A 23,405-nucleotide genomic window follows, 5' to 3' on the forward strand; every position below is an offset into this window, starting at 1 on the left:
CCGGCCCGTTCGACCGCGCGCCGACGCACGCCCGCCCACCGATAGCCTTGGCGCATGGCACGAGGTGGACGACAGGGCGATCCGATCGACTGGGTGACGCGCGCGGCGGACGACGCCGTACGGCACGCGGGCGAGGGCAACCTGGTGACCGTCGCGTCGGGGGCCTCGCCCAGCGGACCGATCCACCTCGGCAACCTGCGCGAGTTCATCACCCCGCACTTCGTGGCCGAGGAGCTGCGGCGTCGCGGCGTGCCCGTGCGACACCTGCACTCGTGGGACGACTTCGACCGCTTCCGCAAGGTGCCGGCCGGCGTGCCCGCCGAGTGGGCCGAGCACATCGGGCGGCCGCTGACCGCGGTGCCCGACCCGTGGGAGTGCCACTCCAGCTGGGCCGAGCACTTCAAGGCCCCGCTGCAGCAGTCGCTGCGCGACCTCGGCGTCGAGATGGAGGAGATCTCCCAGACGCAGATGTACACCTCCGGCGCCTACCGCGACCAGGTGCTCCTCGCCGTCTCGCGCCGCGACGAGATCGAGGCGGTGCTCGCGGCCCACCGCACCAAGAAGGTCACGCCCGACGAGGACGCCTCCGACCAGGAGGCCGCCGACCTCGCCGACTCCGTCGCCAACGAGGACGACGCGCCGGCCGGCGGCGACGCGATCGCCCGCTTCCCCTACCGGCCCTACTGCCGCGAGTGCGGGCGCGACACCGTCACCACCACGGCGTACGACGAGGCGATCACGACGCTGTCCTACACCTGCGCCTCCTGCGGCCACGAGGGCACGACGAACCTGTCGACCGACACCGACGGCAAGCTCGTGTGGAAGGTCGACTGGCCGATGCGCTGGGCCTACGAGTCGGTGAACTTCGAGCCGGCCGGGCGCGACCACATGACGCCCGGCTCGTCCTACACCGTCGGCACCGAGCTGGTGAAGGCGATCTTCGGCTGGCGCGCGCCGGCACGCGTCATCTACGCCTTCGTCGGGTTCGCCGGAATGCAGAAGATGTCGTCCTCGGCCGGTGGCGTCCCGACGGCGACCGACGCCCTGCAGGTGCTCGAGGCGCCGATGGTGCGCTGGCTCTACGTCCGTCGCGCGCCCACCCAGGCGTTCGACATCGACTTCGGTCCGGCGGTGGTGCGGCTCTACGACGAGTGGGACGCCCTGGGCCGCAAGGCCGCCGAGAAGTCCGACGTGGCGACGCTCGCCTGGGAGCGCGCCTCCTCGACGGCGGCCGGACGCCTGCCCACCCCCGCGGTGGCCGTTCCGTTCCGCACGCTGTCGTCGGTGGCAGACGTGACGGCCGGGTCGACCGACCTCATCAGCCGCGTCGTCGACGACCTCGGCTTCGCCCACGACGACGTCGACGACCTGCAACCGCGGCTCGCGCGAGCGATGGCGTGGACCGCGTCGCTGCCGGAGGACGAGCGCACCACCGTCCGGGAGACGCCCGACACCGAGCGGCTCGCCGCGCTCAGCGAGGACGAGGAGCGCTGGCTGCGGATCTTCCTCGACCGCCTGCCCGCCGAGCCCGATCTCGACGCGGTGACCGCGGTCGTCTACGGCACGCCGAAGGTCGCGCGCGGCCTCGGCTTCGACGACGCCCCGACCGACCAGGTCAAGGCCGACCAGAAGGACTTCTTCCGGCTGCTCTACCAGCTGCTCGTCGCCGCCGACCGCGGCCCGCGCCTGCCCACGCTGGTCGTCGCCCTCGGCCCGGAGACCGTGCGCTCGCTGCTCGGTGCCTGATCCGACCACTCGTCGCACCTCTCCCCGGGGTTTTCCCGCCCGCGCGTCCACGCCCGGGGTCAGGCGGCCCATGGTCCGCCTGACCGACGCCATACCGTGCGACAAGCGTCCGACGCATGTGCCCAGTGGCGCCGCCGACGGCGGGACGTGCCGTCGGGCCACTCACCGTCCCCAGGTCCGGCACGACACCGGTGATCAACAGGGCGTACGTCGATCAGTGGCGCGCGACGTGCCGCGGCCCGACGCTCGACGCATGAGACCTGCACTTGCCGCGACCGCGGCCGCCCAAGACTGGATGTTCACCCGCGCCCAGGCCCTCCGGGCCGGCTACACCGAGCGAGAGATCAAGGCGCTCACGAGACCCGATGGACAGTGGGCGACGGTGCGCGTCGGCGTGTATTGCGTCCGCTCCCGTGTCGACGGCCTCGGCCACCGAGGCCGGTGGCTGCTCAAGGACATGGCAGCTGTGATCTCCAGCCGTCGGCCGGCCACCATGAGCCATGACTCTGCGGCCCGCGTGCTGCGGATCGACACCCTCGACCCACCGGTGCCCGGCAGTCACCTCACGCTTCTCGGCAAGCACGGAAGTCGCACCAACAGCGGGCTGACGCGTCACCGGGACGCGCTGCCGCTGTGCGTCGAGCTCGTCGACGGCGTGGTGTGCACGTCGTACGCACGAACGGCCATCGACGTCGCTCGGTGGCACGGTTATCTCCACGGTCTGGTCGCCGTCGACTCGGTGCGTCGTATCGGCGTGCCCGTGGCCGATCTCGAGGCTGAGCTCGAGCGCATGACCCACCACCCGCGCATCGCCACAGCACGTGCGGCGGTCAGGGACTCGACCTCCGGCGCGGAATCCGTGCTCGAGACCCTCGGCCGCGAGCTGGTCGAGTCGCTCGGGATCGGGGACGTGGACACACAGTTCGCGGTGAGGATCGCTGACGGTCGCACCGTCTGGCTCGACATCAGGGTCGGTTGCCACTTCTTCGAGTGCGAGGGGAAGGTCAAGCTCACTCCCGTCGACGAGGGAGGTGTCGCTACGACGTCACCCCAGGACGTCGCGTGGAAGCAGCAGGGGCGGCGGGTGGAGGTCTGTGCTGAGGGGTTCGGGATCTCGCAGATCCGGTGGACCGACTGCTTCGGCCAGGCCAGGGACAGGGCTCGCGTGCGGCTCCTCCGGGAGTACGCAGTCTCCGAGACGAGGTTCGGGCGCGCACCGACCGCAGAACAGCTGGCATTCGCCGCCGCGCACCCGCGGCGCAGGCCGTCACGTCTCTGGGTCCCCGGTCTCGACGCGGCGGCCTGAGGTGAGCGTCGTACCGGGTGCTGGGACACCTTCGTGGACGGTTGTCGCACGGCATGCCGTCGGTCAGGCGGCCCATGGTCCGCTCAACCCGAAGGTGGGACACCGACGAGACGCCGGGCGTGACGGCGCCGACCACAGGCATGGGAGGCTGAGCCCATGACCTCCAGCTTCGGTGGCGACCTCATGGCCGGTCCCCCGCCCACCCACCTGCCCGCCGACCCCGCTGACGCCGAGCTCGCGGGTGGCGACGCGCCGGCAGTGGTCGTACGCCGCCACCCGGCGTCGCCGGCCGCCTGGGCCTCTCTCGCCCAGCAGGCGCAGGACGCGGGGGCGGACGACGTGACCGTCTACGCCTATGCCCGCGTCGGCTACCACCGCTCCCTGGACAACCTGCGCCGCAACGGCTGGAAGGGCCACGGGCCCGTGCCGTGGGAGCACGAGCCGAACCGTGGCTTCCTGCGCTCGCTCGCTCTCCTCGCCCTGGCTGCGCGCGCCATCGGCGAGACCGCGGAGTGGGAGCGCTGCTCGACCTTCCTGCGCGACTCGAGCGCCGCTGCGGCCGACGAGCTGCTCTGACGCCGCGCCGCTGACGACCTGCATGTGACCCCGGTCACAGCGGGAGTAGTGTCGCGCGGGTGACTTCCGGGAACACACCACAGACGCGCCCCGCACCCGAGGTGCCACCGACCGACAAGACGAAGATGGCGATCGCCGGCGTGCTGCTGGCGATCCCGATCATCGCCCTCCTCTGGGTCCCCCACTACGCGAAGGTCGAGCCGCGGCTCTTCGGCTTCCCGTTCTTCTTCTGGTACCAGTTCGTCTGGGTCTTCGTCTGCTCCGGCCTCACCTACACCGCCTACCGGCTGACCCTCTCGGCGCGTGGCAGGACCACGCACAAGGTGGGTGAGGACCGATGACGCCGCAGCTCACGGTCCTCGCGGCCGACACCGACGGTGTCAACGGCGTCGCGCTCACCGTCCTGATCGTGCTCTTCCTGCTCGTGACGGTCGCCGGCTTCATGGCCAGCCGCTTCAAGCGCGCCGAGTCGATGGAGTCGCTCGAGGAGTGGGGACTGGGCGGTCGCACCTTCGGCACCTGGATCACCTGGTTCCTGCTCGGCGGCGACCTCTACACGGCGTACACGTTCGTCGCGGTGCCCGCGGCGATGTTCGCGACCGGCGCGGTGGCCGGCTTCTTCGCCGTGCCCTACACGATCATCCTCTACCCGATCATCTTCATCTTCATGGCGCGACTGTGGTCGGTCAGCCACCGCCACGGCTACGTCACGACGGCGGACTTCGTCCGCGGGAGGTACGACGACCGCGGGCTGTCGCTCGCCATCGCGGTCACCGGCTTCGTGGCCACGATGCCCTACATCGCGCTCCAGCTCGTCGGCATCCAGGCGGTGCTCGAGGTGGCTGGCCTCGGCGGCGGCGACAACATCGTCGCCAAGGACGCGCCCCTCTTCATCGCCTTCGCGGTGCTCGCCGCCTACACCTACTCCAGCGGCCTGCGGGCCCCGGCGGTGATCGCGTTCGTGAAGGACATCCTGATCTACCTCGTGATCATCGTCGCGGTGATCTACCTCCCCGGGAAGGTCGGCGGCTGGGAGGCGATCTTCGGGGCGGCACAGGACAAGATGGACGCCAACAACGCCGCCGCGGTCGAGGCCGGGCTGCCGCCCGCGTCGTCGTTCATCCCCGGCTCGGGGGCCTTCTGGGCCTACGCCACCTTGGCGCTCGGTTCGGCGATGGCGCTGTTCATGTATCCGCACTCGGTCACCGCGTCGCTGTCGTCGAACTCCCGCAACACGATCCGTCGCAACGCCTCGATCCTGCCGGCGTACTCCTTCGTGCTCGGCCTGCTGGCCCTGCTCGGCTGGGTCGCCATCGCCGCCGGGACGCAGCCGATCGGCCTCGACGGCGAGCCCAACGCGCAGCTGGTGATCCCGCAGCTCTTCGAGGACATGTTCCCGGCGTGGTTCGCCGGCGTGGCCTTCTCCGCGATCGCGATCGGCGCGCTCGTGCCGGCCGCGATCATGTCGATCGCCGCGGCGAACACGTTCAGCCGCAACATCTACAAGGAGTGGATCAAGCGCGACGCCACACCGGCGCAGGAGGCGAAGGTCTCCAAGCTGATGTCGCTGCTGGTGAAGGCGTTCGCGCTGGTCTTCGTGCTGACGCTCGACAAGCAGAACGCGATCAACTTCCAGCTCCTCGGCGGCATCTGGATCATGCAGACCTTCCCCGCGGTGGTCTTCAGCCTCTTCACGCGCTGGTTCCACCGCTACGGCCTGCTGCTGGGCTGGGCCGTGGGCATGGTCTACGGGACGGTGAAGGCCTACCAGGTCGTCAACCCGGCGACCGGCAAGCACTTCGGCGGCTCGTCGGCGCTCATCCCCGGCATCGGCGAGATGGGCTACATCGCCGTGACGGCGTTCGTGATGAACGTGGTCGTCGCCGTGGTGGTCACCGCGATCCTGCACGCGGTCAAGGTCTCCAACGGACGCGACGAGACGATCCCGTTCGACTACTTCGCCGACGCCGACGACCCGCGCGTGCAGAAGGACCTCGTCGAGCACGAGGCGCACGACGAGGGCTACGCCGACCCGGACGGCGTTGCGGGCGACGCACCGCCACGCTGACGGCGTACGACGACGTCCACCCCGGTGCTGGGAAAACCCTTCCACCGGGGTGGAATCGTCGCGGGCCACCGGGTGTTCACTGAGGACGTGACCTCTTCCACCGAGACCGCCGCGCAGACTGACGAGAAGAACGCGTGGCCCGCCCTCTGGGCTCTGTGCATCGGCTTCTTCATGATCCTGGTCGACACCACGATCGTCAGCGTCGCGACGCCGGCGATCATCGAGGACCTGCAGGCCGGGGTGAACGAGGTCGTCTGGGTCACCAGCGCCTACCTCCTGGCGTACGCCGTCCCGGTGCTGATCACGGGCCGGCTCGGCGACCGCTTCGGCCCGAAGAACCTCTACCTGATCGGCCTCACCGTCTTCACGATCGCCTCGCTCGCGTGCGGGCTGACGACGACGATCGAGGGACTGATCGCCGCGCGCGTCGCGCAGGGGCTCGGAGCGTCGATGATGACGCCGCAGACGATGGCGGTGATCACCCGGATCTTCCCGCTGGAGCGGCGCGGGTCGGCGATGGCCCTGTGGGGCGCGACGGCCGGCGTGGCCACGCTCGTCGGTCCGATCGCCGGCGGCGTGCTGGTCGACAGCCTCGGCTGGGAGTGGATCTTCTTCGTCAACATCCCGGTCGGGGTCGTCGCGTTCGTGCTGGCCTGGCGGCTGGTGCCGAGCCTGGGGACCAACGACCACCGCTTCGACTGGCTCGGCGTGGCGCTGAGCGGCGCCGGCATGTTCCTGCTGGTCTTCGGCATCCAGGAGGGCGAGCAGTACGACTGGTCGACGATCACCGGGCCGATCACGGTGTGGCGGCTGATCATCGCCGGCCTGGTGGTGCTGGCGCTCTTCGTGTGGTGGCAGGCGCGCAACCGACGCGAGCCGCTCGTCCCGCTGAACCTCTTCGCCGACCGCAACTTCTCGGTCTCCAACGTCGCGATCACCACGGTGTCCTTCGCCTTCACCGCGATGGGTTTCCCGCTGATGCTGTGGGCCCAGCTGGTCCGGGGCTACTCGCCGACCGAGGCCGGGCTCCTCCTGGCGCCGATGGCGATCGCGTCCATCGTGACCGCCCGGATCGCCGGGCAGCTGACCGACCGCATCCACCCGCGCGTGCTCACCCTCGGCGGCTTCGCCGGTCTCGGTGTGGCGCTCGCGCTGCTCTCGATGGCACTCGCTCCGGACACCCCGCTGTGGGAGCTCGTCGTGATCTTCGCCCTGGTCGGTGTGGGCAGCTCGTTCCTCTGGGGCCCGCTGGCCACCACGGCCAACCGCAACCTGCCTCCGGAGCGCGCCGGCGCGGGATCAGGGGTCTACAACGCGACGCGCCAGGTGGGCGCGGTGCTCGGCTCCGCGGCGATCGCCGTGCTGATCGACGCCCGGCTCGCGGCCAACGGGCTGACGTTCTCGCCGTCCGAGGGTGCGGCCGGCGGCGGGACGCTGCCGGCGCAGGTCGCCGGGCCGTTCACCGACGCGATGGCCCAGTCGCTCCTGCTGCTCCCGGCCGTGCTGGCGCTCGGCCTGGTCGCGGTGCTGTTCTTCGAGCGCCCGCGTCACTTCGCCGCGCGTCCGGGCGCCCACGCGACGGAGCCCGTCGCCGCGTCGCGCGAGGCCTGAGCCTCAACGAGCGACACCCTCGAGCGGTGGCACAGCCACGTTCCGCGCGTTGCGAACGTGGCTGGACCACCGCCCAGCGGCAGGTCAGCCGGCGAGCGAGGTGCCCGCGGAGCGGAGGTTCTGGCAGGCCTCGACGATGCGCGCGGCCATGCCGGCCTCTCCGGCCTTGCCCCAGGCGCGGGGGTCGTACATCTTCTTGTTGCCGACCTCGCCGTCGACCTTCAGCACGCCGTCGTAGTTGGCGAACATGTGGGCCGCGACCGGCCGGGTGAAGGCGTACTGGGTGTCGGTGTCGACGTTCATCTTCACGACGCCGAAGTCGACCGCGTCGCTGATCTCCTGCGCGGTCGAGCCCGAGCCGCCGTGGAAGACGAGGTCGAACGGGCGGGCGTCGGCGCCGAGGCCGAGCTCGGCGGCGGCCGCCTCCTGCGCGGACTTGAGGATCTCCGGGCGGAGCTTGACGTTGCCCGGCTTGTAGACGCCGTGCACGTTGCCGAAGGTCAGGGCGGTCATGTAGCGGCCGCGCTCGCCGGCACCGAGAGCCTTGATCGTGGCGATGGCGTCCTCGGGGGTCGTGTAGAGCTGGTCGTTGATCTCGTTGGCGACGCCGTCCTCCTCGCCGCCGACGACACCGACCTCGATCTCGAGGATGATCTGGGCCGCGGCGCACTTGGCGAGCAGCTCCTCGGCGATCTCGAGGTTCTCACCCATCGGAACGGCCGAGCCGTCCCACATGTGCGACTGGAACAGCGGGGCCTCGCCGCGGGCCACTCGCTCGGCGGAGATGTCGAGCAGCGGGCGCACGAAGCCGTCGAGCTTGTCCTTCGGGCAGTGGTCGGTGTGCAGCGCGATGTTGACGGGATAGTTCTTCGCGACCTCGGCGGCGTAGGCCGCGAAGGCGACCGAGCCGGTGACCATGTCCTTGACCGAGGGGCCGGAGAGATACTCCGCGCCACCGGTGGAGACCTGGATGATGCCGTCGGAGCCGGCGTCCGCAAAGCCCTTCAGCGCGGCGTTGAGGGTCTGGGACGAGGACACGTTGATGGCCGGGTAGGCGAAGGACTTGTCCTTCGCGGCGTCCAGCATCTGCGCGTACACCTCGGGGGTGGCGATGGGCATCGGGAGATCTCCTCAGCAGGCTTCGTGTGCGGTCCGTCAGGCGACCCCAACCCTAGTGGCTACCGACCAGTCGGCCAGAGGGCGCGGACACGGTCCCAGATCGTGACAACCGATCAGCGCGTCGCTCCGTGTGGACCCGTGGAAGGCTCACCCCGGGGGAAGGATCGCGCATGGACACCCACATCGACTGGCAGAGCGAGCTCGACGCCTCGTTCGGACGCGGTGAGGACGTCGCGGTCCCGAGCTATGTCGGGCGCGGCCGGCGCGCTCTGCGGCGGCGACGGGCCGCGACGGTGGTGGCCGCAGGCGTGCTCGTGGTCGGCGGTGGCGCCGCGTGGGCCAGCATCCCGGGCAGCGCGCCACGCAGTGACGCCCCGGTCGCGACCCGGGGGACGTCTGCGGAACGCGAGGCCACTGAGCCGGCCCGCGTTGACCGGGAGGAACGCCGCAGGACGCTGGAGGAGCTGAAGCGCGCGCAGGAACGGATCGACTTCCTCGGCAACCCCGCGGCGCTCACGCCCGAGGGCCTGATGGCTGCACCCGGGACCACCGTCGTCCTCGAGCGGGTCCACAACCCGATGGGCTACCGCGCCGCAGCGGGGTCGTCGATGGCGATCCGCGCGACCTTCAGGGGCCGCGAGACCTACTCGCTGATGGCGCTGACCGGCACTGACTCCAGCTCGACCATCAGCGCCCGGGCCACGGGGGACTTCCCGGGCTGGTTGGCCTCGACCGTCGCCACCCAGCGCTCGCTCGACGAGGCCAACGGCGTCGGTGGCGCCGACGGCACGAGCGACGGAGACGGGGCGGACGGCTGGCTGCGCCTCGATGCCGATGGCAAGGTCGAGGCGGCCCGGTCCGGCGTGGTGGTGGTCGAGCAGCGCACGAGCGTCGACCTCGCGGACTTCGACCGCGGCGCCGAGGCCTCGGGCGTCGTCCGGCTCGTGGTCGACGGCGACGCGAGGGTCGCTGCCTACCGCGTCCTGGACTCGCGGCTCGAGGTCATCTCCGGGCCGGGGCACTTCGCCACGCTGACCGACTTCGTCGACTGGGCACGCCAGCAGTACGCCAGCGGCGAGGGCATGCGGTGAGGCGCGCCGAGCGCGAGCCGGCGTACACCGAGTTCGTGGCGTCGCGCCAGGCACACCTGCGGCGCATCGCGTACGCGCTGACCGGCGACTGGCACCGCGCCGAGGACCTGCTGCAGACCGCGCTGACCAAGCTCTACGTCGCGTGGCCGCGGATCCGTCACCAGGGCGGCGAGGAGGCCTACGTCCGCCAGATCATGGTGCGGGCCAACATCGACGAGTCGCGCCGACCGTGGCGCCGGGAGCGGCCGAGCGACGTCCTGCCGGACCGCCCGGAGGTGGAGCCCACCGGCCCGGAGGAGCGGTCCGAGCTCTTCGACGCGCTCCACCGGCTGCCCGAGCAGCAGCGCAAGGTCGTCGTCCTGCGTCACTGGCTCGGCCTGTCGGTGCGCGAGACCGCCGACGAGCTCGGCATCTCCGAGGGCACGGTGAAGAGCCACAGCAGCCGCGGGCTCGCAGCCCTGGAGCAGGTGCTCGCTCCGCACCGGTAGGAGCGCAGCGGCTAGCCCCGCCAGGCGTCGTCGCCGCCGAGGTCGGCGTAGGCCCGCACCCAGCTGTGCATGGCGATCGCCGCGGCGGCGCTCGCGTTGATCGAGCGCGTCGAGCCGAACTGGGCGATCGAGAAGGTGCCGTCGCACACCTCGCGCGCCCCCTCCGAGAGCCCAGGACCCTCCTGCCCGAAGAGGAAGCAGACCCGCTCGGGCAGCTCCATCGTCTCCAGGTGGGACGAGCCCGGCAGGTTGTCGATCCCGAGGAGCCGGACGGGCGGGTCGAGCGAGTGGAGGTACGCCGCCAGCGCGGCGGCGTCCGGGTGGTGGCGGACGTGCTGGTAGCGGTCGGTCACCATCGCGCCGCGCCGGTTCCAGCGCCGGTTGCCGACGATGTGCACCTCGGCGGCCAGGAACGCGTTGGCAGAGCGGACGATCGTGCCGATGTTGAAGTCGTGCTGCCAGTTCTCGATCGCCACGTGGAAGCCGTGCCGTCGGGTGTCGAGGTCGGCGACGATGGCCGCCATCGACCAGTAGCGGTAGCGGTCGACCACGTTGCGGCGGTCGCCGTCGCGCAGCAGGTCGTGGTCCCAGTGCCCGCCCTCGGGCAGCGGTCCCTCCCACGGCCCGACGCCCACCTCCGCCGGTCCGTGGGGCATCGGGTCGTAGGGCGCCCGGCGCTCCCCCTCGCGACCCTCCTCGCCAGCCACCTCGCCGTCAGCCTCCATGGGCAGGACTCTAGGCAGTCACGCGGCGCAGCCGAGGAAGCGGGAGGAGGCGGCATCGCTGGCTAGGGTGGCGCGCGTGATCGCACTGTGGGACCTCCCGGCCACCCTCTCCTCGGCGGTGCAGCCGATGCTCCTCGGCATCGACTGGATGGACCCCAACTGGCTGCTCGACCGGTTCGGCACCGAGCTGTTCTGGATCAGCCTGGTCATCGTGTTCGTCGAGTGCGGGCTGTTCTTCCCGATCCTGCCGGGCGACACCCTCCTCTTCGCGCTCGGCCTGTTCATCGCGACCGGACAGCTCGACCTCTTCCCTGGTCCGCACTTCGCGGAGATGCTGATCACGATGGCGGTGCTCGTCGGTGCCGCCTTCCTGGGCAACGTCGTCGGCTACGAGATCGGCCGCAAGATCGGCCCGCCCCTCTACGAGCGCGACGGCCGCATCATCAAGCGCAAGTACTTCGACCAGACCACGGCGTTCTTCGACCGCCACGGCAACAAGGCGCTGGTCATCGGCCGGTTCGTCCCGTTCGTGCGGACCTACATCACCGTCGTGGCCGGCGTGACCCGGATGGAGCGGCACCGCTTCTTCCTCTGGAGCCTCGTCGGAGCCCTTCTCTGGGTGGTCTCGATCTGCCTGCTCGGCTTCTTCCTGGGTGACGCCTTCCCCCACCTCGCCGAGAGCATCGACAAGCTCATCATCGTGATCGTGGCGTTCTCGCTGATCCCGATCGCCATCGAGTGGTGGCGACACCGACGCTCCGAGGAGTAGCCCTGCGGGAGAGAACTTGGTCGAACTCTCCCCAACCCACCAGCCCTCCCTTATCGTGTTGCCCACTTGTTACCGACTTGGGGCACTCCTGTGGGGGGAGTGGCGGTCATGGTGTCGCCGCTCGGGGAGGCCTCGCACACGCGAAGGACCACCATGCCGGGTGTTCGGACCCCTCTTTCCTCGTTGCTGCGCATCGCTGCCGCACTCGTCCTCGTCGGGGTGAGCCTGGCCCTCACGGTGGTGGTGCCGGCCGATCGTGCCGATGCCGCCGTGATCCGCCCCTTCACCCCGGTCTTCTCCCAGCAGACCAACGGGTCGATCCAGATCACCGGCAACGTCGTGATGAGCTGCGGCGCCGCGACCACCTGTGCGCAGACGCTCAACGGCACGGTCTCCGGCAGCAACAACAACTTCACGATGGTGCCCCTCGACGTCGACAACGACGCGAGCACGACCCGGTCCTCCTCGGCCGACCTGGCCATCCCCACCGGCAGCCGGGTGCTCTATGCCGGCCTGTTCTGGGGAGGCGCCCGCACCGCCGGCACCGGAGGGGTGGCCGCCACGGGCACCGCTGAGAACATCAGGTTCCGCACACCGGGTGCGACCGGCTACACGACGCTCACTGCAGACCGGATCGACAACCAGACCACCGGCAACCTCGACTACTCGGCCTACAAGAACGTCACCAGCCAGGTGCAGGCCGCCGGCAACGGCACCTACTGGGGAGCCGACATCGTGGGCGCCACGGGTGTCGACCGCTACGCCGCATGGAGCCTCGTCGTCGCCGTCGAGGACCCCAACGCGCCCCTGCGCGACCTCACCGTCTTCAGCGGCTACGCCACCGTCACCAACAACGACGTCATCGACACCTCCATCTCGGGCTTCCTGGCCCCTCCGTTCGGCGCGGTCGGCGCCAAGTTCGGCGGCGTGACCTACGAGGGCGACCAGGGCATCACGGGTGACTACTTCCAGGTCAACAGCACCCGTCTCGCCGACGCGCTGAGCCCGTCGGCCAACTTCTTCGCCAGCCGGGTCTCCGCCAACGGGCAGAACATCACCAGCCGCAACCCGTCGTCGGTCAACACCCTCGGTGTCGACGCCAAGGTGATCGACGCTCCGGGCGTGCTGCCGAACGGCGCGACGTCGGCCAACCTGCGCTTCGCCACCAGCGGCGACTTCTACTACCCCGCGGCGCTGACCACCCAGATCGACCTCTACGCACCCAACATCCAGGGCACCAAGTCCGTCACCAACCTCTCCGGCAACAGCCCCGCCAAGATCGGCGACGTCCTGGAGTACTCCATGACGTTCAGCAACACCGGCGACGACCCCGCCTCCAACGCCGTCGTCTCGGACCCGATCCCGGCGAACACGACCTTCGTGCCGGGCTCGATCAGGGTGAGCGCCGGCGCCAACCAGGGCACCAAGACCGACGGCGCCGACGGCGACCAGGGTGAGTACGTCGCCGGCAGCCGCACGGTGCGCGTGCGCGTCGGCACCGGTGCGACCGGCGCCACCACCACACCTGTGTCCGGCGGCCGGATGATCCCCGGCAACACCACGACGGTCGTGTTCCGGGTGCGGGTGAACGCGGAGGCGGCCGGCACGACGCTGGCCAACACCGCGGCGCTGGCCTACACCGCCGAGACCATCGGCCGCACCTACACCTACCAGACCGCCGAGGTCACCACGCCGGTCGCCGACGAGGCCGACGTGTCGATCACCAAGACCGGGGCGCCCGACCCCGTGGCGGCCGGCGGCAACGTCACCTACACGCTGTCCGTCCGCAACGACGGCCCGAACGCAGCGGCCGGGGTGCAGGTCGTCGACACCCTGCCGGCCGGGGTCACCTACGTCTCGAGCAACCCGTCGGCGGGCAGCTGCAGCATCGCGGGTCAGACCCTGACGTGCGGGCTCGGGACGATCGCCAACCAGGCCACCAGCACGGTGTCGGTCGTCGTGCGCGTGCCACCGGACTCCGACGCGACCTCGCTCACCAACGTCGCGCGGGTGAGCGCGACGACCTCGGACCCCAACCCCACCAACAACAACACCTCGGCGACCACCACCGTCGTGCGCCAGGCCGACATGGCGGTGACGAAGTCGGCGTCGCCGACCAACCCAGTGCCGGGCACCAACGTGACCTACACGCTGGTCGCGACCAACAACGGCGCGTCGCGCGCCAACGACGTCGTCGTGACGGACACGCTCCCCTCCGCCCTCGTCGTGCGCTCCGCGAACAGTGCCCAGGGCCCCTGCACGATCACCGGCAGCCAGATCTCCTGCGCGGTGGGTGGCGTCGCGCCGAGCCAGTCCGTCACGGTGACGATCGTGGCGACCGTGCCGGCCAACGCCGCCTCGGCGACGCTCACCAACACCGGCCGCGTCGGCTCCAGCACCCCGGACCCCACGCCTGCCAACAACTCGGCGACGGCGGCGATCACTCCCGCCGCTCCCAGCACCGACCTCGCCGTCACCAAGGAGCTCGTGACCCCGGCGATCGTCGCGGGGCGACCGGTGCAGTACCTCGTGACCGTCACCAACAACGGTCCCTCCGACGCCACCGGGGTCACGGTGGCCGACGCCGTCCCGGCGAACCTGTCCGGCATCTCCGCGACCAGTGGGTCCGGGACGTGCACGGTCACCGGCCAGAACGTGTCGTGCCTCGTCGGCGCGTTGGCATCCGGCGCCTCCGTGCAGGTCAGGATCGGAGCACAGCTCGCGCCCGGCGCCAGCGGCCGACTGGTCAACACCGCCACCGTGTCGTCCACGACCAGCGACCCGGCTCCAGGGAACAACTCCTCCACCTCCGACCAGCCGATCACCACCAGCGCCGACCTCGCCGTCACCAAGACCGCCGCGCCGGTCGTCGACGGTGAGATCGCGACGTACACGATCGTCGTGACGAACAACGGGCCGTCCGTCGCGCAGTCCGTCACGATCTCCGACACGATCCCCGCGCCGCTGACCTACGTGGACTCCTCACCGGCCGGACAGTGCGCCTATGCAGCCGCCACGACCACCGTCACCTGCGGGGTCGGCACGATCCCCGTCGGCGGGACCGCGACCGTGACGGTGCGCGCCCGGACACCGGGCGACGGGAGCGGCCGCGGAGTGGCCAACACCGCCACCGCGACCTCCCCGACGCCGGACCCGAACACCGACAACAACTCGGCGACGTACACGCTGCCCACCACCTCGCAGGCCGACGTGGCCCTGACCAAGACCGTGTCGCCCAACCCGGTCGTGGCCGGCCAGACCGTCACCTGGACCCTGACCGCCCGCAACAACGGCCCGTCGCAGGCCACCGGTGTCCGGATCGCCGACACCGTGCCGGCAAGAGTCACGGGCGTCACCGCGAGCAGCCCCAGCGGGAGCTGCGCCGCCACGGCGGGCAACAACGTCTCGTGCACCACCCCGACCCTGGCGAGCGGCGCGACCTTCGTCGTCACGGTCGCCGGGACCGTCCTGCCCGGCGCCGATGCGGGCGCGCTGACCAACGCGGCCAACGTGACGGCGACGACGCCGGTCGACCCCTCCCCCGACAACAACTCCGCCAGCGCGACCACCGAGGTGGTCACTCGTGCGGACGTCTCGGTGGTCAAGGGGGGCCCGGCCACGGCCGTCGCCGGCAGCACGGCCGACTGGACCATGCGGGTGCGCAACAGCGGCCCGTCGACGGCCCAGGCCGTGATCCTCACCGACGCGCTCCCCACGGGGGTCTCCTTCGTGAGCGCGACCAGCACCCCCGCCGGCGTCACCTGCACCGCGGCCGACGGCCAGGTGACCTGCCCGATCGGGAGCCTGGCACCCGGCGCCGAGGTGCTGGTGACGGTCCGCGGCGCGATCGGATCGGGCATCCCGGCCGGGACCACGCTGGCCAACACCAGCGGCGTCACCTCGACCACGACCGACCCGACGCCCGGCAACAACTCCTCGGGCCACTCGCTGACCACGACGGCGTCGTCCGACCTCAGGATCGCCAAGACTGCCGAGCCGGCGACCCTGGTCCCCGGCGCCGAGGCCGTCTACACCCTCGCGGTCACGAACGGCGGACTGTCGGACGCCCGCGGCGTCGTGGTGACCGACACGCTCGACGGCGCGCTCACCCTTCGTGAGGCGACCATCGAGGGAGGCACGTGCTCCGTCAGCGGCCAGGTCGTGACCTGCACCCGCGCGGTGCTGCCGGTCGACGCGGTGGCCAACGTGCGCATCCGTGCGCTCGTCGCCGCCGACCGGTCGACGGCCGTCGCCAACACCGGCTCGGTGAGCAGCACCACCACCGACCCCACCCCGGGGAACAACACCAGCACGATCAGCAGCCCGGTCTCGCCGCGAGCGGACCTCCAGGTCATCAAGACCGCCTCCGCCTCGCAGATCGCCGCCGGGGCGGGGGTGACCTACACCCTCACGGTCGTCAACAACGGCCCGTCGAGCGCGACCGCCGCGACCGTGAGCGACACCCTGCCCGCCGGGATCGTCCCGGCAGCTGCGACGACGACTGCCGGCACCTGCACCGTCACCGGTCAGGCGGTGAGCTGCGCCTTGGGCACGGTCGTGCCCGGATCCCCCGTGACCGTCACCATCACTGCCGGCACCAGCCCCGACGCCGGCACCGGCACACGCACCAACACCGCGACCGTCGCCTCGACCACCGCCGACTCCGATCCCGACAACAACAGCAGCTCGGTCGCGGTGGACGTCGTCGCCGAGGCCGACGTGCGCGTCACGAAGAACGCCGGGGCGGACAGCTTCGTGCCCGGCGGCACGGTCAGCTGGAGCATCGTGGTCAACAACGCCGGGCCGTCCACGGCTCGCGGCATCGTCGTCACCGACACGGTGCCCGAGGGCGTGACGGTCACGCGCGCCTTCCACGGCACCGCGAGTGCGTGCGACGTCAGCGGCCGGCAGGTCACCTGCAACCTGGGCGACCGGGCACCCGGCCAGCGGGTCGTCACGATCACCGGGACCCTGGCGTCGGGCTACGCCGCCACGACGCTCGACAACACCGCGCGCGCCAGCACGACGTCGCCGGACCCCACCCCCAGCAACAACACGGACTCCTCGACCACGCCCATCTCGCGCCTGACCGACCTCGAGATCATCAAGACGGTGTCTCCGGAGAACCCGGTCGCCGGCCAGCGGGTCACCTACACGCTGTCGGCCTACAACAACGGTCCCTCCGACGCGCTGAACCCGCAGTTCATCGACCAGCTGCCGGCCGGCCTGACCAACGTCGTGGTCAACCGGCCGACCCTGGAGGGCACCCCGGCGACGGCGGAGTGCGAGCTGCGACAGCCGGTCAGCCCCGGCACGTCGGACAACCCGACCGCCCCGACGGTGTTCTGCAACGGTCCGGTGTTCCGTGCCGGCCTGCCGGCGCGGGTGATCGGCTCGATCGAGGCGACGGTCGCGCCGGGCTTCACCGGCTCGCTCACCAACACGGCGCGGATCAGCTCCGACACCATCGACACGGTCTCGGCCAACAACGAGTCGACGGTGACCTCGCAGGTCTCCTCGGGTGCCGACCTGTCGATCACCAAGACCGTCACCCCGGCGACGCCGGTCCCCGGCCAGCCCGTCACCTGGACCCTCACCGCCCGCAACGACGGCCCCTCGGTGGCCCGCAACGTCGTCGTGCGCGACGACGTCGACGACGCCATCACCGGCCTCACCGCGACCACCGGCTCCACACCCAACCCCTGCACCATCGCCACCGGCAACGACGTCACCTGCGCCATCGGCAACCTGCAGCCCGGAGCCACGGTCACGATCACCCTCACCGGCGGCCTCCCTCCGGGGTTCGCCGGCGCCCTGGACAACACTGCCAGCATCAGCTCACCCACCACCGACCCCGACCTCGCCAACAACACCGCGAGCGCGAACACGACCCCGTCCGGTCGCGCGGACGTGTCGATCACCAAGACCGTGACCCCCGCGACGCCGATCCCGGGGCAGCCCGTCACCTGGACCCTCACCGCCCGCAACGACGGCCCCTCGGTGGCCCGCAACGTCGTCGTGCGCGACGACGTCGACGACGCCATCACCGGCCTCACCGCGACCACCGGCTCCACACCCAACCCCTGCACCATCGCCACCGGCAACGACGTCACCTGCACCATCGGCGACCTCGCCGCCGGGACCACGGTCACCGTCACCCTCACCGGCGGTCTCCCAGCGGGATTCACCGGCAGCCTGGACAACACCGCCACCGTCAGCTCGCCGACCGACACCACGCCCGGCAACAACTCCGCCAGCGCCAACACGACCCCGACGCCCCGCGCGGACGTGGGCATCACCAAGTCGGTGATCCCGCTGCGGCCGGTGCCCGGCCAGCCGGTGACCTACACCCTCGTCGTCACCAACAGTGGCCCGTCGGTCGCACGCAACGTCACCGTCAACGACCCGGTGCCCGGCGCGCTGACGGCAGTCACCGCGACCACCGGAGGCACGCCGAACCGGTGCAGCGTCGACGGGAGCAACGTCGTCGCCTGCGGGCTCGGCGACCTCCCGCCGAGCTCGAGCGTGACGATCACGATCGGCGGCAACCTCCCGCCGGGCTTCACCGGCGACCTGGTCAACACCGCGACGGTCGCCTCACCGACCGACATCACGCCGGGCAACAACACCGCGACCGCCAGCGGCACGACTGCGCCGCAGGCCGACGTCTCGATCAGCAAGGCCCTCTCGCCCACGGCCCCGGTGCCCGGCCAGGACGTGACCTACACGCTGGTGGTCACCAACAACGGCCCGTCCGTCGCGCGCGGCGTGACGATGCACGACGACCTCGCCGACGCCCTCACCGGCCTCCGCGTCACCACCAACCGGGCCGGAAACCCGTGCACCGTCGCCGCGGGCAACGACGTGACCTGCTCGTTCGGCGACCTCGCCGCGAGCGGTCCCGGATCGAGCGTCGTGGTCACCATCGTCGGAGGCCTGCCGGCCTCCTACACCGGAGCGCTGAACAACACCGCGTCCGTGGACTCCGTCACCGACAGCACACCCGCCAACAACTCCGCGACCGCCAACGGCACTGCGGCTCCGCGTGCCGATGTCTCGGTCACCAACTCACTGTCGCCCAACCCGCCCGTGCCCGGTCAGCCCGTGACGTACACGATCGTGGTCACCAACAACGGACCCTCCGTGGCTCGTGACGTGGTCATGCGCAACGACGTGAACGACGACCTCACGGGGCTGACCGCGAGCGGCGCGTGCGCCATCGCCGCCGGCAACGACGTGACCTGCAACCTCGGTGACCTCGCACCGGGCGCGAGCATCACGATCACCCTCACCGGCGGCCTGCCCGCCGGCTTCACCGGACCGCTCACCAACACGGCCACCGTGTCCTCGTCGACGACCGACACCAACCTGTCGAACAACACGGCGGATGCCAACGCCACGGCCGACGCGCGGGCCAACGTGTCGATCTCCAAGGTGCTCGCACCGTCCTCCCCGATCCCGGGCCGTGACGTGCGCTGGACCGTCGTCGTCTCCAACGCGGGGCCGTCGGTCGCACGCAACGTCGTCGTGCGCGACGACGTCGTCGACGCGATCACCGGTCTCACCGCGAGCACCGGCGCCACGCCCGATCCGTGCACGATCGCCGCGGGCAACGACGTCACCTGCGCCCTGGGCGATCTCGCGCCGGGCACCACCACGACCATCACGCTCACCGGTGGCCTGCCGGCCGGCTTCACCGGCGCGCTGGCCAACACCGCGACGGTGAGCTCACCGACCGACACCACCCCGGGCAACAACAGCGCGACCGTGACCGGCAACGCCGCCGCCAACGCCAACGTCGGCATCTCCAAGACGGTGCAGCCGAGCAACCCGGTGCCCGGTCAGGAGGTCACCTGGACCGTCGTCGTCGGCAACACCGGCCCCTCCGTCGCCCGCACCGTCGTCGTCCGTGACGACGTCAACGACGCGATCACCGGCCTGACCGTGACCGGCGGCCCCTGCACCATCGCAGCGGGGAACGACGTCACGTGCGAGCTGGGCGACATGGCACCCGGCGACCAGGTGGTCCTGACCCTGAGAGGCGACGTGCCGGCCGGCTTCACCGGCGAGCTCAGCAACACCGCGACGGTCAGCTCGCCGACCGACGACACGCCTGCCAACAACTCCTCGACAGCCAGCCCGACGACCGCGCCGGGTGCCGACCTGTCGATCACCAAGACCGCCTCGCCGACCGCCCCGGTGCCGGGCCAGGACATCACCTGGACCCTCACGGTCACCAACGCAGGCCCCTCTGTGGCACAGGCCGTCGTGATCACCGACGACGTCAACGGCGCTCTGACCGACGTGACGGCCAGCGGCCCGTGCACGGTCGGGCCCGACAACGAGGTCACCTGCAACCTCGGCGACATCGGGGTCGACGGCGCAGATGCGACACGCACGGTCACGATCACCGGCCGCGTGCCGGCCGACTACAGCGGCGACCTCGGCAACACCGCGACGGTGTCGTCCCCGACGCCGGACGCCAACCCGGCGAACAACACCTCCTCGACGGACGCCACCGCCGAACCGGCGGCCGACGTGTCGATCACCAAGACCGCCGCTCCGTCCAACCCCGTCCCGGGCCGCGGCACGACGTGGACGGTCACGGTGACGAACGCCGGCCCGTCGGTGGCCACCGACGTCGTCGTCCGCGACGACGTCGCCGACGCGATCACCGACCTGACCGCCAGCGCGGACCGCACGCCGAACCCGTGCTCGATCGCTGCCGGCAACGACGTCACGTGCCAGGTCGGCACACTCGGGGTCGGAGACTCCGTGACGGTGACGATCACCGGCGGGGTGCCCTCCGGATTCACCGGCGACCTCGTCAACACCGCGACGGTCTCCTCGCCGGTCGACGACACCCCGGGCAACAACAGCGCCACCACCCGTGGCGCGGCCCAGCCGCAGGCCGATGTGTCGATCACCAAGACCGCGACGCCGGTCGTCCCGGTGCCCGGGCGCGACGTGACGTGGACACTCGTGGTCGCCAACAGCGGACCGTCGATCGCCCGCGACGTGGTCGTCACCGACGACGTGCTCGACGCCATCACCGACCTCAGCGCCAGCGCACCCTGCACCGTCGCGATCGGCAACGTGGTCCGCTGCGAGCTGGGCGACCTCGCTCCGAACGGCTCTCGCACACTGACCCTCAGCGGTGGGCTGCCGGCCGGCTACACGGGCGCGGTCGTCAACACCGCGAGCGTGTCCTCACCGACCGACACCACCCCCGGCAACAACACCTCGACCACCAGCGGCACCGCCGCGCCGGAGGCCGACGTGTCGATCACCAAGACCGCGACCCCGGTCGACCCGGTGCCGGGCGAGACCATCACCTGGACCATCGGGGTCACCAACGGTGGCCCGTCCGTGGCCCGCGACGTGGTCGTCACCGACGACGTGGTCGACGCGATCGCCGACCTGACCGCCACCGGGCCGTGCACGATCGCGGCCGGCAACGAGGTGACCTGCGACCTCGGCGACCTCGCCCCGAGCGACTCGCGGACGATCACCCTGACCGGTCGCATCCCCGCCGGCTTCCAGGGGTCCGTGGACAACACCGCGACCGTGGACTCGCCGACCGACAGCACGCCCGGCAACAACTCGGCGAGCACCCAGGGCGATGCCGACGCGCAGGCCGACGTCTCGATCACCAAGACCGCGAACCCGGTCGACCCGGTGCCGGGCACGGACGCGACGTGGACGATCGTCGTGACCAACGCCGGCCCGTCGACCGCGCGCGACGTCGTCGTGGAGGACGACGTGCTCGACGACCTGACCGGGGTCACCGTCACCACGGACCAGACCGGCACGCCCTGCACGGTGGGCGTCGGCAACCGGGTCTACTGCTCCCTCGGCGACCTGGACCCCGGCACCAGTGCCACGATCACGGTCCGTGGCGCGGTCCCGGCGCCGTACACCGGGGCGGTCGACAACACCGCCACCGTGTCCTCGCCGACCGACAGCACCCCGGGCAACAACAGCGCCACGACCCAGGGCACCGCCCGGCCGAGCGCCGACGTGTCCGTCCTCAAGACGCTCGCCCCGGCCCGTCCGGTGCCCGGCCAGGTCGTGACCTGGACCGTGCAGGTGACCAACGCCGGCCCGTCGACCGCCCGATCGGTCGTGCTCACCGACGCGGTGGACGCCGCGGTGAGCGGCGTCGTCGCCAGCGCCGAGGCTGGCCCGGACATCTGCGCGGTCGCCTCGGGCAACGTCGTCACCTGCGACCTCGGCGACCTGGGAGCCGGCACGACGCAGCTCGTCACCATCCGCGGCACGCTGGCGGAGGGCTTCACCGGCACGCTGGCGAACACCGCACGGGTGGCGTCGCCGACGGACGACACGCCGGCCAACAACGCCTCGAGCGTCGAGGCCGAGGTCGCGCCGCGGGCCGATCTGTCGATCACCAAGGCGATGGTGCCGACGAGCCCAGTGGCGGGCCGGGACGTCACCTTCACGATGGTCATCAGCAACGCCGGGCCCTCGACCGCACGCGACGTCGTCGTCTCGGACCCGTTGATCGCCGCACTGCGAGACGCGTCCGCGTCCATGACCGACGGCGGCACCTGCCGGGTCCAGGGCCAGGACGTCACCTGCTCGCTCGCGACGCTTGCCACCGGCAAGCAGGCGACGATCACCGTGAGCGCGACGATCGACGCGGCCTTCACCGGCGAGGTCGTCAACGTCGCCACCGTCACGGCGAGCACGCCCGACCCCGACGAGGCCAACAACACCGCTCGGGTGAGCGAGTCCGGGACCGGCACCTGCGCCACGACCGGCGCCGACGGCAAGGTCACCATCTGTCCGGACCTCGACATCTCGAAGCAGGTGACGCCGAAGGTGGCCGCCCCCGGCGACACGGTCGCCTGGACCGTCACCGTCACCAACCGGGGGCCCTCCGCGGCGGCCGACGTCGAGATGGTCGACGAGCTCCCCGCCGACGTCACCCTGGTGTCGGTCAAGGTGGTGCGCGGTCAGGCCGAGGTCACCACGACCAAGCAGTCGGTGACTGCGGTCTTCGGCACCCTCCGACCGCAGGCCGACGGCGTGGTCCGGATCATCACCCGGCTCGCGGACGATGCGTCAGGGAAGGTGCCCAACGTGGCGACCGCCACGTCAGGCTCCCCCGGTGCCGACGACGTCGAGGTGCAGGACCAGGCCGTGGTGGAGGTCAAGGCGGAGGACGCGAACGGCGGCGACAACGGCGGCGACAACGGCGGTGACAACGGCCAGGACGGCGGCCAGGACGGCGGCACCGGCAGTGGCAACGACCTGCCTGACACCGGCCTGTCCTCGAGCGTCGTACCGCTGGGCACGCTCAGCGTGCTGCTGTTCGCCTTCGGCGTGTGGCTCGTGCGCCGCTCGCGGGTCAGCGAGCGGCCGCGTCCAGGTCCGCGCGGGTGAGGACGGGGCGGACCTCCAGGCCGACGTCGGCCAGGGGGTTCTCCCCTGCCGGTGAGCGGTCGATGGCGCACACGACCACCTCGACCGTCGCGCCGGCTGCCCGCAGCTCGCGCGTGGCGTCGCGCACGGCACCGCCGGTGGTGATCACGTCCTCGATGATCGTGATCCGCCGGCCGGCGACGTCCGGGCCCTCGGCGAGCTTGCAGGTGCCGTACTCCTTGGCCTTCTTGCGCACGAAGAGCGCCGGCAGGCCGGTCTTCGCCGACACCATGGTGGCGATCGGGACGCCGCCGAGCTCGAGCCCACCGAGCAGCTCGGTGTCCTCGGGCAGCAGCTCGAGCATCCGGGTCGCGACCCGGTCCAGCAGCGCGGGCCGGCTCTCGAAGAGGTACTTGTCGAAGTAGGTGTCGGCGACCTGGCCGGACCGCAGGGTGAACTCCCCGGTCAGGCGGCAGACCGCGTCGATGTCGCGTGCGAGCGTCTCGTCAACCACGCCCTGC

Annotated in this window: 13 protein-coding genes; 10 read left to right on the forward strand and 3 right to left on the reverse strand. The window is 71.3% G+C overall.

What is annotated here, in order from left to right; translation table 11 throughout:
* The first annotated feature begins 54 nt into the window (after positions 1-54).
* The 6 genes from lysS (at position 55) to IEZ25_RS19875 (ending at position 7,307) form a co-directional block, all read left to right on the forward strand.
* Positions 55-1,746 (forward strand): lysine--tRNA ligase, encoded by a 1,692-nt coding sequence (lysS, locus tag IEZ25_RS19850; RefSeq protein ID WP_191201200.1) that lies wholly within the window; start codon positions 55-57, stop codon positions 1,744-1,746.
* 253 nt (positions 1,747-1,999) lie between these two features.
* On the forward strand, positions 2,000-3,052 hold the full coding sequence (locus IEZ25_RS19855) for a hypothetical protein (protein ID WP_191201201.1): 1,053 nt from the start codon (positions 2,000-2,002) through the stop codon (positions 3,050-3,052).
* Positions 3,053-3,208: 156 nt separating this feature from the next.
* A complete protein-coding gene (locus tag IEZ25_RS19860) occupies positions 3,209-3,628 on the forward strand; it encodes a DUF3151 domain-containing protein (RefSeq protein ID WP_191201202.1) in 420 nt (139 codons plus the stop codon).
* A gap of 59 nt (positions 3,629-3,687) precedes the next feature.
* Positions 3,688-3,969 (forward strand): DUF3311 domain-containing protein, encoded by a 282-nt coding sequence (locus IEZ25_RS19865; protein WP_318152358.1) that lies wholly within the window; start codon positions 3,688-3,690, stop codon positions 3,967-3,969.
* Entirely contained in the window at positions 3,966-5,696 is a 1,731-nt protein-coding gene (gene mctP, locus IEZ25_RS19870; protein WP_191201203.1) for a monocarboxylate uptake permease MctP, read from the forward strand. Before IEZ25_RS19865 ends, mctP begins: the two co-directional genes overlap by 4 nt.
* Positions 5,697-5,867: 171 nt before the next feature.
* Complete coding sequence (locus IEZ25_RS19875) at positions 5,868-7,307, forward strand: DHA2 family efflux MFS transporter permease subunit (RefSeq protein WP_191201267.1); 1,440 nt, start codon at positions 5,868-5,870, stop codon at positions 7,305-7,307.
* Positions 7,308-7,391: 84 nt separating this feature from the next.
* On the opposite strand, the gene fbaA is transcribed toward IEZ25_RS19875, so the two are convergent.
* Complete coding sequence (gene fbaA, locus IEZ25_RS19880; protein WP_191201204.1) at positions 7,392-8,426, reverse strand: class II fructose-bisphosphate aldolase; 1,035 nt, start codon at positions 8,424-8,426, stop codon at positions 7,392-7,394.
* A 170-nt stretch (positions 8,427-8,596) separates the two neighbouring features.
* Between fbaA and IEZ25_RS19885 the strand changes: the two genes are divergently transcribed.
* Complete coding sequence (locus tag IEZ25_RS19885; RefSeq protein WP_191201205.1) at positions 8,597-9,517, forward strand: hypothetical protein; 921 nt, start codon at positions 8,597-8,599, stop codon at positions 9,515-9,517.
* Positions 9,514-10,005: a SigE family RNA polymerase sigma factor gene (locus tag IEZ25_RS19890; RefSeq protein WP_191201206.1), complete on the forward strand. Its 492-nt coding sequence runs from the start codon at positions 9,514-9,516 to the stop codon at positions 10,003-10,005. Before IEZ25_RS19885 ends, IEZ25_RS19890 begins: the two co-directional genes overlap by 4 nt.
* 11 nt (positions 10,006-10,016) lie before the next feature.
* On the opposite strand, the gene IEZ25_RS19895 is transcribed toward IEZ25_RS19890, so the two are convergent.
* Positions 10,017-10,661, reverse strand: coding sequence for a TrmH family RNA methyltransferase (locus tag IEZ25_RS19895; protein WP_191201268.1), 645 nt, complete (start codon positions 10,659-10,661; stop codon positions 10,017-10,019).
* A 145-nt stretch (positions 10,662-10,806) separates the two neighbouring features.
* Here IEZ25_RS19895 and IEZ25_RS19900 point away from each other — a divergent pair, with 145 nt between their 5' ends.
* Together IEZ25_RS19900 and IEZ25_RS19905 are read left to right on the forward strand one after the other, a co-directional pair.
* Positions 10,807-11,499 carry a DedA family protein gene (locus IEZ25_RS19900; protein ID WP_318152360.1) on the forward strand — a complete coding sequence of 231 codons (693 nt, stop codon included), beginning with the start codon at positions 10,807-10,809 and terminating at the stop codon, positions 11,497-11,499.
* A 183-nt stretch (positions 11,500-11,682) separates the two neighbouring features.
* On the forward strand, positions 11,683-22,905 hold the full coding sequence (locus tag IEZ25_RS19905) for a DUF11 domain-containing protein (RefSeq protein WP_191201207.1): 11,223 nt from the start codon (positions 11,683-11,685) through the stop codon (positions 22,903-22,905).
* Here IEZ25_RS19905 and pyrE read toward each other — a convergent pair.
* Positions 22,871-23,398 carry an orotate phosphoribosyltransferase gene (gene pyrE / locus IEZ25_RS19910; protein WP_191201208.1) on the reverse strand — a complete coding sequence of 176 codons (528 nt, stop codon included), beginning with the start codon at positions 23,396-23,398 and terminating at the stop codon, positions 22,871-22,873. The genes IEZ25_RS19905 and pyrE overlap by 35 nt on opposite strands.
* Positions 23,399-23,405 lie beyond the last annotated feature (7 nt).

It is taken from the genome of Nocardioides hwasunensis, from assembly GCF_014779665.1.
GTDB classification, from domain to species: domain Bacteria; phylum Actinomycetota; class Actinomycetes; order Propionibacteriales; family Nocardioidaceae; genus Nocardioides; species Nocardioides hwasunensis.

Bases quoted from the DNA above. Each gene is read 5' to 3' on its own strand.
- lysS (WP_191201200.1), top strand. From the start codon at position 55: ATGGCACGAGGTGGACGACAGGGCGATCCGATCGACTGGGTGACGCGC.
- IEZ25_RS19855 (WP_191201201.1), top strand. From the start codon at position 2,000: ATGAGACCTGCACTTGCCGCGACCGCGGCCGCCCAAGACTGGATGTTC.
- IEZ25_RS19860 (WP_191201202.1), top strand. From the start codon at position 3,209: ATGACCTCCAGCTTCGGTGGCGACCTCATGGCCGGTCCCCCGCCCACC.
- mctP (WP_191201203.1), top strand. From the start codon at position 3,966: ATGACGCCGCAGCTCACGGTCCTCGCGGCCGACACCGACGGTGTCAAC.
- IEZ25_RS19875 (WP_191201267.1), top strand. From the start codon at position 5,868: ATGATCCTGGTCGACACCACGATCGTCAGCGTCGCGACGCCGGCGATC.
- fbaA (WP_191201204.1), bottom strand. From the start codon at position 8,426: ATGCCCATCGCCACCCCCGAGGTGTACGCGCAGATGCTGGACGCCGCG.
- IEZ25_RS19885 (WP_191201205.1), top strand. From the start codon at position 8,597: ATGGACACCCACATCGACTGGCAGAGCGAGCTCGACGCCTCGTTCGGA.
- IEZ25_RS19895 (WP_191201268.1), bottom strand. From the start codon at position 10,661: ATGCCCCACGGACCGGCGGAGGTGGGCGTCGGGCCGTGGGAGGGACCG.